Origin of the sequence: Humibacter sp. (genome assembly GCF_051954055.1) — a bacterium.
GTDB lineage: Bacteria > Actinomycetota > Actinomycetes > Actinomycetales > Microbacteriaceae > Humibacter.
Map to the genome: position 1 here is coordinate 1 of NZ_JBQCIE010000111.1, position 12,827 is coordinate 12,827.

Annotated in this window: 11 protein-coding genes; all 11 read right to left on the minus strand. The window is 67.6% G+C overall.

Annotated features, from left to right (window positions below):
- Positions 1 to 955 (minus strand): histidinol dehydrogenase (hisD, locus tag ACTHNC_RS14265; protein WP_440295276.1); only part of this gene is annotated, 955 nt, incomplete at its 3' end.
- A 46-nt stretch (positions 956 to 1,001) separates the two neighbouring features.
- Positions 1,002 to 4,532, minus strand: coding sequence for a DNA polymerase III subunit alpha (dnaE, locus tag ACTHNC_RS14270; RefSeq protein ID WP_440295277.1), 3,531 nt, complete (start codon positions 4,530 to 4,532; stop codon positions 1,002 to 1,004).
- Positions 4,533 to 4,624: 92 nt separating this feature from the next.
- Positions 4,625 to 5,548, minus strand: coding sequence for an RluA family pseudouridine synthase (locus tag ACTHNC_RS14275; RefSeq protein ID WP_440295351.1), 924 nt, complete (start codon positions 5,546 to 5,548; stop codon positions 4,625 to 4,627).
- Position 5,549: 1 nt separating this feature from the next.
- Positions 5,550 to 6,326, minus strand: a complete 777-nt coding sequence (gene lspA / locus ACTHNC_RS14280; protein WP_440295278.1) for a signal peptidase II — start codon at positions 6,324 to 6,326, stop codon at positions 5,550 to 5,552.
- Positions 6,316 to 7,011, minus strand: a complete 696-nt coding sequence (locus ACTHNC_RS14285) for a DivIVA domain-containing protein (RefSeq protein ID WP_440295279.1) — start codon at positions 7,009 to 7,011, stop codon at positions 6,316 to 6,318. Before ACTHNC_RS14285 ends, lspA begins: the two co-directional genes overlap by 11 nt.
- 184 nt (positions 7,012 to 7,195) lie before the next feature.
- Positions 7,196 to 7,495, minus strand: coding sequence for a YggT family protein (locus ACTHNC_RS14290; protein WP_440295280.1), 300 nt, complete (start codon positions 7,493 to 7,495; stop codon positions 7,196 to 7,198).
- A gap of 69 nt (positions 7,496 to 7,564) precedes the next feature.
- Positions 7,565 to 8,038 carry a cell division protein SepF gene (locus ACTHNC_RS14295; protein WP_440295281.1) on the minus strand — a complete coding sequence of 158 codons (474 nt, stop codon included), beginning with the start codon at positions 8,036 to 8,038 and terminating at the stop codon, positions 7,565 to 7,567.
- A gap of 66 nt (positions 8,039 to 8,104) precedes the next feature.
- Positions 8,105 to 8,851: a YggS family pyridoxal phosphate-dependent enzyme gene (locus tag ACTHNC_RS14300; protein WP_440295282.1), complete on the minus strand. Its 747-nt coding sequence runs from the start codon at positions 8,849 to 8,851 to the stop codon at positions 8,105 to 8,107.
- Positions 8,848 to 10,020 carry a cell division protein FtsZ gene (gene ftsZ, locus ACTHNC_RS14305; protein WP_440295283.1) on the minus strand — a complete coding sequence of 391 codons (1,173 nt, stop codon included), beginning with the start codon at positions 10,018 to 10,020 and terminating at the stop codon, positions 8,848 to 8,850. The genes ACTHNC_RS14300 and ftsZ overlap by 4 nt, the downstream gene beginning before the upstream one ends.
- 193 nt (positions 10,021 to 10,213) lie before the next feature.
- A complete protein-coding gene (locus ACTHNC_RS14310; RefSeq protein ID WP_440295284.1) occupies positions 10,214 to 10,918 on the minus strand; it encodes an FtsQ-type POTRA domain-containing protein in 705 nt (234 codons plus the stop codon).
- Positions 10,919 to 11,368: 450 nt separating this feature from the next.
- Positions 11,369 to 12,766, minus strand: coding sequence for a UDP-N-acetylmuramate--L-alanine ligase (gene murC, locus ACTHNC_RS14315; RefSeq protein ID WP_440295285.1), 1,398 nt, complete (start codon positions 12,764 to 12,766; stop codon positions 11,369 to 11,371).
- Positions 12,767 to 12,827: the final 61 nt, after the last annotated feature.

Consider the following 12,827-nt stretch of genomic DNA (forward strand, 5'->3'; position numbering starts at 1 on the left):
CGAGATCGTCGACGAGCACCACGCCGGACTGGTCGGCGGTCAGCGCCGTCCGCACCCGCTCCGCATGGAACGTCGTCGCCGCTCGCCGTTCGACGGCCGCGTCGACGGCGCTGGCCAGCTCGCCGGAGTCCGTGACGAGCACCGCCGCGGCGAGCACGTCGTGCTCCGCCTGGCTGATGAGGTCCGCCGCGACGAGCTCGGGATCGGCCGCGGCATCCGCGACGACGAGGATCTCGGTCGGGCCTGCCTCCGAATCGATGCCGACGAGGCCGGCCACCGCGCGCTTCGCCGCCGCGACGAAGACGTTGCCCGGTCCCGTCACGACGTCGACCGGGGCCAGGCCGATCGACGGCACCCCGTGCGCGAAGGCACCGATCGCGCCGGCGCCGCCCATGACGTACAGCTCGTGGACCCCGAGGAGCCCGGCGGCGCCGAGGACGATCGGGTGCGCCCGGCCGCCGAACTCCCGCTGCGCCGGGGTCGCGACCGCGATCCCGTGCACCCCCGCCTCCTGCGCGGGGACCACGTTCATGACGACGCTCGACGGGTAGACCGCCTTGCCGCCAGGCACGTAAAGACCCGCTCGCGACACCGGCTGCCAACGCTGCTCGACGACGGCCCCATCACCGAGCGCGGTGGACGCACGACGCGGAACCTGCGCAGCACTCACCTCACGCACGCGTTCGATGGAGCGCTCCAGTGCGGCGCGGACCGCGGACGGAAGCGCGTGCACCGCTGCCTCGATGGCGGATGCCGGCACTCGCATCGACTCCGGCCGCACGCGGTCGAACTTCTCGGCCTGGTCGAGCAGCGCACGCACGCCACGCTCGCGCACGTCGGCGATCAGAGTGCCAACGGCCGCCGACGCGGCGCTGATGTCCAACTCGGCACGGGGCACGATGCGACGCAGTTCGGAGGCGTCGAATGCCCGTCGTCTCAGGTCGAGTGTTCGCACCCCGCAAGAATAGCGGGGGCCGCCTGCGTGCCCGCCCGGGAGACCGTCACACGAGGCACGCGGGCCCGAGCAGCCCCTTCAGCTCGCCGTACAGGTCGGCGGATACCGAGACGCGATACGGCAGTTCGAACACCCGCGCGGTCGTGCCCTTCACGAGCCTCAACCGCACCTCGCCGTCGCCGGCATGGCGGATGAGCATGTCCCCGAGGTTCTGCACGACATCCGTCGTGGCCCGTTGGTCCGGCATCGTGATGACGAGCGGACCGGATGGTCCGGACACGGCGGATCCCAGGTCGGGTGCGTACAGGCTGTACGCGTGCAGGTTCATGCCGTCATCTCGCATGCTCACCCTGCCGCGCACCACCACGATCGAGTCCGGCGTGAGCGTAGGACCGAACTCCTGGTACGCCTTGCCCATGAACATCACCGTGATCTCGCCGCCGAAGTCCTCGACGGTGATCATGCCGTACTGGTTGCCCGACGCCTTCGCCACCCGGTGCTGGACCCCGGTCACGAGCCCCGCGATGGTCACCGTGTCGCCGTCCTGAGTGGACTCCGACCCGGTGAGGTCGGCGATGGACGTGCTCGCCTGCTTGGCCAGCTCGAGCTCGAGGCCGGCCAGCGGATGGTCCGACACGTACAGACCGAGCATCTCGCGTTCGAATGCCAGCTTCTGCCGCTTGTCCCACTCCGGCTTGTTCGGCACGAGTGAAACCGATGCCGTCCGCGGCTCATCGGCCAGCAGCATGTCGAAGTCGAAGCCCGCCTGCCCCGTCGCCTCGACGCGCTTGTCGTTGACGACGGACTCCACCGCCGCCTCGTGCACCTCCAGCAGCGCGCGGCGAGAGTCTCCGAACGAGTCGAAAGCGCCCGCCTTGATGAGCGACTCGATGGTCCGCTTGTTCGCGACGTGCAGCGGCACCTTCTTGAGGAAGTCGTGGAAGGACTCGAAGCGGCCCTTCTGCTCGCGCGCCTCCCTGATGCCATCCACGACGTTCGCGCCGACGTTGCGCACCGCACCGAGTCCGAACCTCACGTCGTCGCCGACCGCGGCGAAGAACCCGATCGACTCGTTCACGTCGGGCGGAAGAACCTTGATGCCCATGCGCCGGCACTCGTTCAGGTAGACGGCCATCTTGTCTTTGGAGTCGCCGACGCTGGTCAGCAGCGCCGCCATGTACTCGGCCGGGTAGTGCGCCTTCAGGTACGCGGTCCAGTACGACACGACGCCGTAGGCGGCGGAGTGCGCTTTGTTGAACGCATAGTCGGAGAACGGAAGCAGGATCTCCCAGAGCTTGTCGATGGCCTCCTGGGAGTATCCGCGCTCTCGCATGCCGGAGAAGAAGCCCTCCTGCTGCTTGTCGAGCTCGGACTTCTTCTTCTTGCCCATAGCACGGCGCAGGATGTCTGCCTGGCCGAGCGAGAATCCCGCCACCTTCTGCGCGATCGCCATGACCTGCTCCTGATAGATGATCAGGCCGTAGCTCGTGTCGAGGATGTCTTGCAGCGGTTCTGCGAGCTCTGGGTGGATCGGCGTGATCGGCTGCAGGCCGTTCTTGCGCAATGCGTAGTTGATGTGCGAATTGGCCCCCATCGGGCCTGGACGGTACAGCGCGATGAGTGCCGAGATTTCCTCGAAGTTGTCCGGCTTCATCTGACGCAGCAGCGCGCGCATCGGGCCGCCGTCGAGCTGGAAGACGCCCAGCGTGTCGCCGCGGGTGAGCAGGTCGTACGCGGGCCGGTCATCCAGAGGCAGACCCTCGAGGTCGAGCTCGAAGCCCTGGTTCGCCTTGATGTTGTCGAGAGCGTCGCTGATGATCGTGAGGTTGCGCAACCCCAGGAAGTCCATCTTGATCAGGCCGAGCGACTCGGCCGCCGGATAGTCGAACTGGGTGACGATCTGGCCGTCCTGTTCCCGCTTCATGATCGGGATGACGTCGATGATCGGGTCGGATGACATGATCACGCCCGCCGCGTGTACGCCCCATTGCCGCTTCAAGCCTTCGAGCCCGAGCGCTGTATCGAAGACGGTCTTCGCCTCGGGGTCGCTCTCGACCACGGCGCGAAGCTCGACAGCCTCCTTGTACCGAGGGCTGTCCTTGTCGAACACCTGGTACAGCGGGATGTCCTTGCCCATGACCGCCGGCGGCATCGCCTTCGTGAGCTTCTCGCCCATGGAGAACGGGAATCCCAGCACGCGGCCGGCATCCTTCAGCGCCTGCTTCGCCTTGATCGTGCCGTAGGTCACGATCTGGGACACACGTTCGGCGCCGTACTTCTCTGTCACGTACTTGACCGCCTCAAGGCGACGGCGGTCGTCGAAGTCGACGTCGAAGTCGGGCATCGAGACGCGGTCCGGGTTGAGGAACCGCTCGAAGATCAGTCCGTGCTCGAGCGGGTCGAGATCCGTGATGCGCATCGCGTACGCGGCCATCGAGCCCGCGCCAGAGCCGCGGCCAGGACCCACTCGGATGCCGTTGTTCTTCGACCAGTTGATGAAGTCCGCCACCACCAGGAAGTAGCCGGGGAAGCCCATCTGGAGGATGATGCCGGTCTCGTAGTCGGCCTGCGCCCTGACCTTCTCCGGGATGCCGTCCGGGTAGCGCTGCTCGAGACCGCTGTTGACCTCCTTGACGAACCAGCTCTCCTCCGTCTCGCCCTCCGGCACCGGGAACTTCGGCATGTACTTGCCGGTCGAGAGCTCGAAGTCGATCTCGCAGCGCTCCGCGATCTCCAGGGTCATGTCGCAGGCATCAGGATGCTCGCGGAAGAGATCGCGCATCTGCTGCGGGGACTTCAGGTAGTACTCCCCCTCCGGCTCGAGCTGGAAGCGCTTCGGGTCGTTCAGGGTCGATCCGGACTGGACGCACAGCAGGGCCGCATGCGACTTGGCATCCTCTGCGTGCGTGTAGTGCAGGTCGTTCGTCGCCAACGTGCGCAGGCCGAGCTCCTTGGCGAGCCTGAGCAGATCCTGCCGCACGCGCTTCTCGAGGCCGAGGCCGTGCTCCATGAGCTCGACGAAGAAGTTGTCCTTGCCGAAGATGTCCCGGTAGTCGGCCGCCGCCTTGATCGCCTCGTCGTACTGCCCCAGCCGCAGCCTGGTCTGCACCTCGCCGCTCGGGCACCCGGTGGTGGCGATCACGCCCTTCGAGTAACGCTCGAGCAGCTCGCGGTCCATGCGCGGCTTGAAGTAGTAGCCCTCGATCGATGCCAGCGACGACATGCGGAACAGGTTGTGCATGCCCTCCGTCGTCTCGGCGAGCATCGTCATGTGCGTGTAGGCGCCACTGCCCGACACGTCGTCCTCGCCGCCGTTACCCCAGCGGATCCTGGTGCGGTCGCTGCGATGAGTGCCCGGCGTGAGGTAGGCCTCGGTGCCGATGATCGGCTTGATTCCCGCCGCCTTCGCGGCCCGCCAGAACTCGAACGCCGCGAACATGTTGCCGTGGTCGGTGACGGCGATCGCCGGCATGCCGTGCGCGACGGCGGCATCCATCAGCGGGCCGATCTTCGCCGCACCGTCGAGCATCGAGTATTCGCTGTGCACGTGCAGGTGGACGAAGGAATCGGTCGTCACGGTGCGTGGTCCTCCCGGTCGTCTGGGACCACCAGCTTAACCAAGCGGCGCCGTGTTCCAACGGCGCGATGGCGGAGGTTCGAAGACCGCGGTCACGACTCCTGCAGCACGTCGAGCGCGTGCTGCAGATCGGCCGGATACTCGGAGACGAACGTCACCCACTCCCCCGTCGCGGGATGCTCGAAAGCGAGCTGCCGGGCCTGCAGCCATTGCCGCCTCAGTCCCAGCCGCGCCGAAAGACTCGGGTCTGCGCCGTACATCGCATCGCCGACGCACGGATGTCTCTGGGCGGCCATGTGCACGCGGATCTGATGAGTGCGCCCGGTCTCCAGATGGATCTCCAGGAGGCTGGCCGCGGGGAATGCCTCGACCGTCTCGTAGTGAGTCACCGACGGCTTGCCCGCCGCCGTGACGGCGAACTTCCAGTCGGCGCGGGGATGCCTCCCGATCGGAGCGTCGATGGTGCCGGCGAGCGGGTCTGGATGCCCCTGCACGACCGCATGGTAGATCTTCTCCACCGTGCGGTCGTGGAATGCCCGCTTCAGCGCGGTGTACGCCCGCTCGCTCTTGGCCACGACCATGAGGCCGCTGGTGCCGGCGTCCAGGCGGTGCACGATTCCTGCCCGCTCCGCGGCCCCCGAGGTCGAGATGCGGTAGCCGGCCCCGGCGAGGGCGCCGAGCACGGTCGGCCCTTCCCAGCCGATGGACGGATGCGCCGCGACGCCGGCCGGCTTGTCGACGACCACGATGTCGTCGTCGTCATACACGATCTTCAGATCAGGCACGGCGACTGGCACGACCTCGACGGCCGCCTTCGGCGTCCAGCCGACCTCGAGCCACGCACCGGCGGTGAGGCGATCGGACTTGTCGAGCACCCGGCCGTCGAGCACGACTCCTCCGGCCTCCGCCACCTCGGCGGCGAAGGTGCGGGAGAAACCGAGAAGCTTCGCCACGCCCGCATCCACTCGCGACCCGTCGAGGCCGTCCGGGACCGGCAGACTGCGGTACTCGGCCATGTCAGGCACGACCGTCGACCGAATGCCCCACCTCGCCGAGCCGGACTCCGCGGGACTCCGCCCGCTCCCGCGTGTCGCCACCGTCAGTGGCATCCGTTCCGGATGCGTCCTCCGACTGCCCGGCGGTGTCGTCAGAAGGAGTGCCCTTCGTCGCGTCGCTGGCGGCTGCTGTGGAGCGCCCAGCTCCGCCGTCGCCCGGTGTGCTGCTGGACGCGGCCGGTGTCTCGGCTGCAGCGCTCTCGGCCTCGCCGGCGCTCGCGGTCGCTTTGGCGGAGCGGCGTCCGTCGAGTCCGACGCCCAGCACGGTGAGCAGAAGGAAGAGGATCATGGCGGCCACGATCGCGGAGTCGGCGAGGTTGAAGATCGCCGGGAGCAGTGGGATGCGCAGGAAGTCCACGACCTCTCCGACGCCGAAGCCCGGCGGCCGGAAGAGTCGGTCGCTGAGGTTTCCGAGCAGACCGCCGAGCACGAGTCCGAAGACGAACGCCCACACCATCGACCGGATGCGCCGGGCGTACCAGATCACGAAGATCAGCACGGCGACCGCGACGATCGAGAAGATCCAGGTCGAGCCTGTGCCGATCGAGAACGCAGCGCCCGGGTTGCGGTCGTATTCGAAGATCAGGAGATTGCCGATGATATTCTTCGGCACCCGGTACGGCAGATTCGTGACCACCCACCACTTGGCGAGCTGGTCGATCGTCAGTACGACGAGCGCGACCGCGACGAGCAGGATGATCGCGCGAACGCTGACCTTCCTGGAAGGCTTAGCCTCCAAAGCTCTGGAACGTCGGCGGGTTCTGGCGATCTCCGTCGCCGGACGCGACGGCCGCGAACTGCCCGGATGCGGCTGCGGCACCGGCGGGCTTGAAGCCGCCCGTAGACGAACCGGTGTTGTCCAGGTCGCGCAACTGGCCCTCGATGTAGCTCTTCAGCTTCGCGCGGTAGTCGCGCTCGAAGTTGCGGAGCTCCTCGATCTGGCGCTCGATGGTGGAACGCTCTGACTCCAGGGCGGTGATCTGCGCGCGCTGCTTGGCTTCGGCCTCCGCGACGACACGGGCGGCGGTCGCGTGGCCTTCCGCGATCAGCGCGTCGCGCTTCTCGACGCCCTCGCGCACGTGCTCCTCGTGGAGACGACGCGCCAGCTGGAGCAGGTTGTTCGTGCTCTCCGTCTCGTCAGCACCGGAGACGACCGGCTGAGGAGCGACGGGAGCGACCACGGGTGCGGGAGCCGGTGCGGCGATCGCCTGCGTCTGCTCGGACGACGCGTTGCGCTGCAGTTCGGCGATCCGGGACTCGGACGCCACGAGCCGCTGCTTGAGCTCGTCGTTCTCCTGGTTCAGCCGGCGCAACTCGACGACGACCTCGTCGAGGAAGTCGTCGACCTCGTCCTGGTCGTAGCCCTCACGGAATTTGGTCGGTTGGAACCGCTTGTTGACGACATCTTCCGGAGTTAGCGCCATGGCCTACCACCCTTAGAGCTTGATTTTCGAACAGAGGATAACGTTCAGCTAACGCTAGCAAAGTCGCCTGTGACACTGCCATCCGCGTGAGCCTGATATTCGCGGCTACGCCGCTCAACAGATTCAATCGGCTCGGCCATGCGAGCAAGCTCGCACGACTCTCGCCTCAGTCATCTGTGCGACGTCAGATGAACGACGACGCGATGTACATGCCGATGATGCACGCGAACATCGTCAACGTCCAGCCGAAGTCGAGTGCTACTGGTCCCAGCGACAGCGGAGGCAGCAGTCGCCGGAAGAACTTGATGGGCGGGTCCGTGACCGTGAACGCCGCTTCCGCGAGCACCAGCCCGAATCCGCGGGGGCGCCATCCGCGTGCGAAAGTGCGCACGAGATCCAGGACGAAGCGAACCCAGAGCACTACGAAGAAGAGCAGGAACACGTAGTACGCGACGGTCGCGACGATGAAGACGGCGAGGGGCACAGATCAAGTATGCGCGACGACGGCTGTGCCTACGCTGCAGCCCCGCGCCCGTCCTTTCGAGTGGGATGACTAGGCGCTGGCGAAGAACGACGCCTCGACGTCATTGCCGGCGGTCGTCGCCGAACCCGACACCATGACGTGCTCCGGCGAGAGCAGGAAGACCTTGCTGGTCACCTTCTCGATCTTGCCGCGCAGACCCTGCGTCAGACCGCTGGAGAAGTCGATCATGCGCTGGGCTTCGTTCTCGCTCATCTGCGACAGGTTCAGGATCACGGGGACTCCCTCGCGGAAGGACTCCGCGATCATCTTCGCGTCGCTGTACTGCCGGGGGTGAACCGTAAGGATCTCATTCACTTCTTGCACCGTCACATTCCGGGCCGGGGTCGGCTTGCGCAGCGGCGTGACAGGCGCCTTGGCCGGAGCAGGATGCTGGACCGGCGCGACAGGTGCCGGATGCGCAGTGGCGACCGGTTCTTCGTCGTACTCGAGCTCGTCTTCGACGAGGCCGAGGTAGGCCATCGTCTTCTTGAGCGGGTTAGCCATGGGATCCTCCGTGTGCAGCTTGAGGTCTTGCGGTCTCGCCGGTCGCCGGCGTATTCCACAGCCAGGCTAAGCACGCTCGGGCCGCTTTCCCGTTATTGCCGTGCCGATGCGAAGGTGTGTCGCCCCTTCCGCTATCGCATCGACATAGTCGCCGGACATTCCGGCGGAGATCGCTGTCGCATCCTCCGCGAGCGAACGCAGTCGTTCGGATGCCTCACGGACCCGGGCGAACGCCCGTCGCGCGTCTTCGTTCAGCGGTGCCACCGCCATGACCCCGCGCAGGCGCAGGCCGGGAGCGGCCAGCACCTGCTCCGCGAGATCGAGCATGCCGCCCGGCGCGACGCCGCCGCGGCCGGGCTCGTCGGTGAGCGCCAACTCGATGAAGCAATCGAGGTCCGGTGCACTCTCGCCCACGCCCTCTGCGGCCTCTCCGGCGCGGGCCAGGGCCGCGACTAGTGCTGGCCGATCCACGGAGTGCACCGCGGAGGCGAATGCACGCACCTGCTTCGCCTTGTTCGTCTGCAGCTGTCCGATGAAATGCCAGCGCAACGCGTCCGCCTGCGGGGTTCCACTGAGCTCGGAGGCCTTGGCGGCCGCCTCCTGCGCCCGGTTCTCGCCCACGTCGCGCACGCCCAAGTCGACGAGCGCGCGCACGAGCGCCAGCGGCTGGAACTTGGTCACCACGATGGTCGTGATCTCCGCCGGATCCCTACCCGCCGAGCGCGCGGCACCCGCCACGCTCGTCCGCACCAGCGCGAGCCGTTCGGCGAGGCCCTCACGGGCCTCGCCGCTCAGCTCCGAGGTATCGCTCACTTCAGGAAGTCGGGCACGTCCAGCACGTCGTCGTCGTCGAACGACGGGTCGTTGGCGGCCGCCTCCACGAGCTTCGAGTCGGCGTCGGACCAGGAGCCCGGCGATGGCACATCCTCGTCCTCGAGGGCCTGCGTGTCGACGAGCTCCGTTCCGGACGATGCCTGATCGGATCCCGTCGCCACGAAGGTGGAGCGGCGCACGTCGACGGCCTTCGGCTGCGGCTCTCCGCCATCGAACCCCGCGGCGATCACGGTCACGCGCACCTCGTCGCCGAGTGTGTCGTCGATGACGGCGCCGAAGATGATGTTGGCCTCCGGGTGCACCGCTTCCTGCACGAGACGGGCCGCGTCGTTGATCTCGAAGATGCCGAGGTTGGACCCGCCCTGGATCGACAGCAGGACACCGCGCGCACCCTCGATGCTGGCCTCGAGAAGCGGTGACGCGACGGCGAGTTCCGCCGCCTTGATCGCGCGGTCGGCACCTCGGGATGACCCGATGCCCATGAGCGCCGAACCCGCTCCGTGCATGACGGACTTGACGTCGGCGAAGTCGAGATTGATGAGACCCGGCGTCGTGATCAGATCGGTGATGCCCTGAACACCGGCGAGGAGCACCTGGTCGGCTGTCGCGAAGGCCTCGAGCATGCTGATGCCGCGGTCGCTGATCTCCAGCAGCCGGTCGTTCGGCACCACGATGAGGGTGTCGACCTCTTCCTTCAGTCGAGCGACGCCGGCCTCCGCCTGGTCCTGTCGGCGCTTGCCCTCGAAGCCGAACGGCTTGGTGACGACACCGATGGTGAGCGCGCCGATCGACTTCGCGATGCGGGCGACCACCGGGGCACCGCCGGTTCCGGTACCGCCGCCCTCGCCCGCCGTGACGAAGACCATATCGGCGCCGGTGAGCGCCTCCTCGATCTCCTCCGCGTGGTCCTCCGCCGCGCGACGGCCGACCTCGGGGTCGGCACCGGCGCCGAGGCCGCGCGTGATCTCACGGCCCACGTCGAGCTTGACGTCGGCGTCGCTCATCAGCAGCGCCTGGGCATCCGTATTGATGGCGATGAACTCGACGCCGCGAAGCCCGAGTTCGATCATGCGGTTGACGGCGTTGACGCCGCCACCACCGATGCCGACGACCTTGATCACGGCGAGGTAGTTCTGGTTTGTACTCACGACGGGCTCCCCTGGCGAATGCTGGCAACCTTCAACTTCAAGTCGAGGCTTAAAGTTATGCTCGGTATGCATTTACTACGCCTGACGTTAAGCGCGGCCGTCTCCCCCGTCGCGCAGATCTGCCGCGTGTCGCCCGACCGACGCACGAGGTCGCGTGATCCGGTGCCGGGCGCTCCCGTTTCGGAGCGTCGAGTCAGCGCGTGACGGGGCTGTTCGGGGCGGAGACGTCGTAGACGGATGCCCCGGGCACAGCTTTCAAAAGATCCGCCAGCACGACCGACTTCTCCGCCGAATCCTCCGGTCCGCCCCAGACGACGGTGACGCCGGACGTGAGCTTGAGGGTGACGTCCTGCGCGCCCGTCGCACTCGCGCTGTCCACCTCGGTGAGCATGCCTGCCGGGAGTGCCGCCAGCACGTTACCGATCGCGGCGAACTCCTTCTGCCTGGACTGCTCGGAGGCGTCTTCGGGGATCGAGATGAGCGGGTAGCCGCCCGGCCGCTCGGGCGTGGTCTGCATCACCACGTGCGCCTGGTCGACGAGCTCGTATCCCGTCGACACCTTCAGAAGGCCGATCGGAACACGCTCGACGATGCGCACGACGAGGGTGCCTGGCGGGTCGGCCTCCGTGCTGAAACTGCGGATGAGCGGGAAGGCCGCCAGTTCTTTGCGCACCTTGCCGTAGTCGATCAGTGGGAGCGGTGTGCCCAGTTGTGCATCGAGCGCGTGCTGAACGGCCTTGGCGTCGACGCGCTGAACGCCGACGACCTGAATGGTCCGGAGTGCCATTGCGGGTGAGAGCGAGACGAGAGCGGCAGCGAGCAGCACGAGGACGACGGAGCCGATGCCGATCAGCCAGGCGAGGCGCCGACGGCGGGAGGCTCGTGTGAACCGTTTCATCTCCGCGCGTTCGTACCTGCGGCGTTCGCGGGCAGCGGCCCGAACACTGGGCGATGGGGCGTCGGGCTTGTCACGCCCAGCGGGCTTGTCTGTTCGCGCCGGCTTTTCCGCCCGCGCGGGTCTGTCCGTGCGAGCGGGCTTCTCGGAACGCGCGGGCTTGTCCGTGCGAATGGGCTTGTCCGTGGTCGTGAGCTTGTCGGCGGCCCTGCGCCGGTCCGACCGTCGCTCCGTCTTCGTCCGTTCGGTCTTCGCGTCGGTCGGAGCGCCCTTCGACGGGGGAACGACGCGGATCGGCGCGGTGTCCGCGTCAGGTTCGGCAACGTCCGTTCTCGCGTCGCTCGGCGCATCCAGTACCGCGGTCGGTACGTCCTGCCGGTTCGCTGTGGCACGCTGCACACGCGCCGGCCGACGCGCCGCCGCGTTCTCGAAACCCTGGGGACGCCTCACGCGTCAGCCGTTCGACCGTCGCAGGGATTCGAGCAGCTGCGGCACGATGAGGTTCACGTTGCCGCAGCCGAGCGTGATCACGAAGTCGCCGTCCCGTGCGAAGTCGGCCGTGAAGTCGGCGGCCTGCTGCCAGTCCGGGATGTAGGCGACCCGGGACCCATCGCGGAAGCGCTCGGAGACCAGTGCGCCGGTCACGCCGGGCACGGGGTCTTCTCGTGCGCCGAAGACGTCGAGCACGACCGTCTCGTCCGCGTAGCGCTCGAGCGTCTCGGCGAACTCCGCGGCGAGCCGCTGCGTGCGGCTGTAGGTGTGCGGCTGATGCACGGCGATGATGCGACCGTCGCCGACGACTGTGCGTGCCGCTTCGAGCACCGCTCGCACCTCTGTCGGGTGATGAGCGTAGTCGTCGTAGACGCTCACTCCGCGGATCGTCCCGTGCAGTTCGAAGCGGCGGTGCGTTCCGCCGTACGCCTGCAGCGCACCGACCGCGCGCTCCGGCTCGATGCCGAGGTGGGTGAGCACCGCGAACGCTCCGGCCGAGTTGTGGGCGTGGTGGCGTCCCGGCACTCTCAGCCGCGCCCGGTACTCGACGCCGTTCCAGCTCAGCGTGAAGGCGACCGGACCGTCCGTGGTGATGTCCGTGACGCGCACGTCTGCGCCTTCGGCCTCGCCGAACGTGACGAGGTTCCGGTTGCCGATGCGCGACGTCACGGCTCTTGCACCCTCGTCGTCTGCGGAGATCACGACGAGCTCGCGCGCGTGGTCGGCGAACGCGACGAAGGCATCCTGCACCGCCTGGTACGAGCCGTAGTGGTCGAGGTGGTCGTCATCGATGTTCAGGATGAGCGCCACGGCCGCGTCGTAGAGCAGGAACGAGCCGTCGGACTCGTCGGCCTCGATCACGAACACGCCGGACTCGCCGTGCCTGGCACTCGTCTCCAGCCCCTCGATCACCGCCCCGTTCACGAAGCTCGGGTCTTCTCCGAGCTCGACCAGGGCGGTGGCGATCATGCCCGTCGTGCCTGACTTGCCGTGCGCGCCGGCGACCGCGACGAGCCTGCTGGACCGGGTGAGCCACGCGAGGGCCTGGGAGCGGTGCAGAACCGGGATGCCGTGAGCGAGCGCGTACTGGTACTCCGGGTTGTCCTGCCACAGCGCACCGGTCACGACGAGCGTGTCGGCCTCTCCGACGTTCGCGGCGTCATGACCGATGCGCACGTCGGCTCCGAGCTCGCGAAGGGCTCGGGTGTACTCGCTCTCGGCACGATCGGAACCGCTGACCGGGATCCCCGCCTGCAGGAAGAGCCGCGCGATGCCGTTCATCCCTGAGCCGCCGATGCCGACGAAGTGGGCTCGCCCGATCGCTTGCGGAAGCGGCATGGTCGGGTCGGGCTTGATCACGGTGCTTCAGGCATCCTGTCTGTCGTGGGAGGGTCTGCTCGGGTCTCTCCAGTATGCGGTC

Coding starts and splice junctions, on each gene's coding strand:
- ACTHNC_RS14275 (WP_440295351.1), bottom strand. CDS start 5,548: ATGGCCGAGTACCGCAGTCTGCCGGTCCCGGACGGCCTCGACGGGTCG.
- ACTHNC_RS14285 (WP_440295279.1), bottom strand. CDS start 7,011: ATGGCGCTAACTCCGGAAGATGTCGTCAACAAGCGGTTCCAACCGACC.
- ACTHNC_RS14295 (WP_440295281.1), bottom strand. CDS start 8,038: ATGGCTAACCCGCTCAAGAAGACGATGGCCTACCTCGGCCTCGTCGAA.
- ACTHNC_RS14310 (WP_440295284.1), bottom strand. CDS start 10,918: ATGAAACGGTTCACACGAGCCTCCCGCCGTCGGCGCCTCGCCTGGCTG.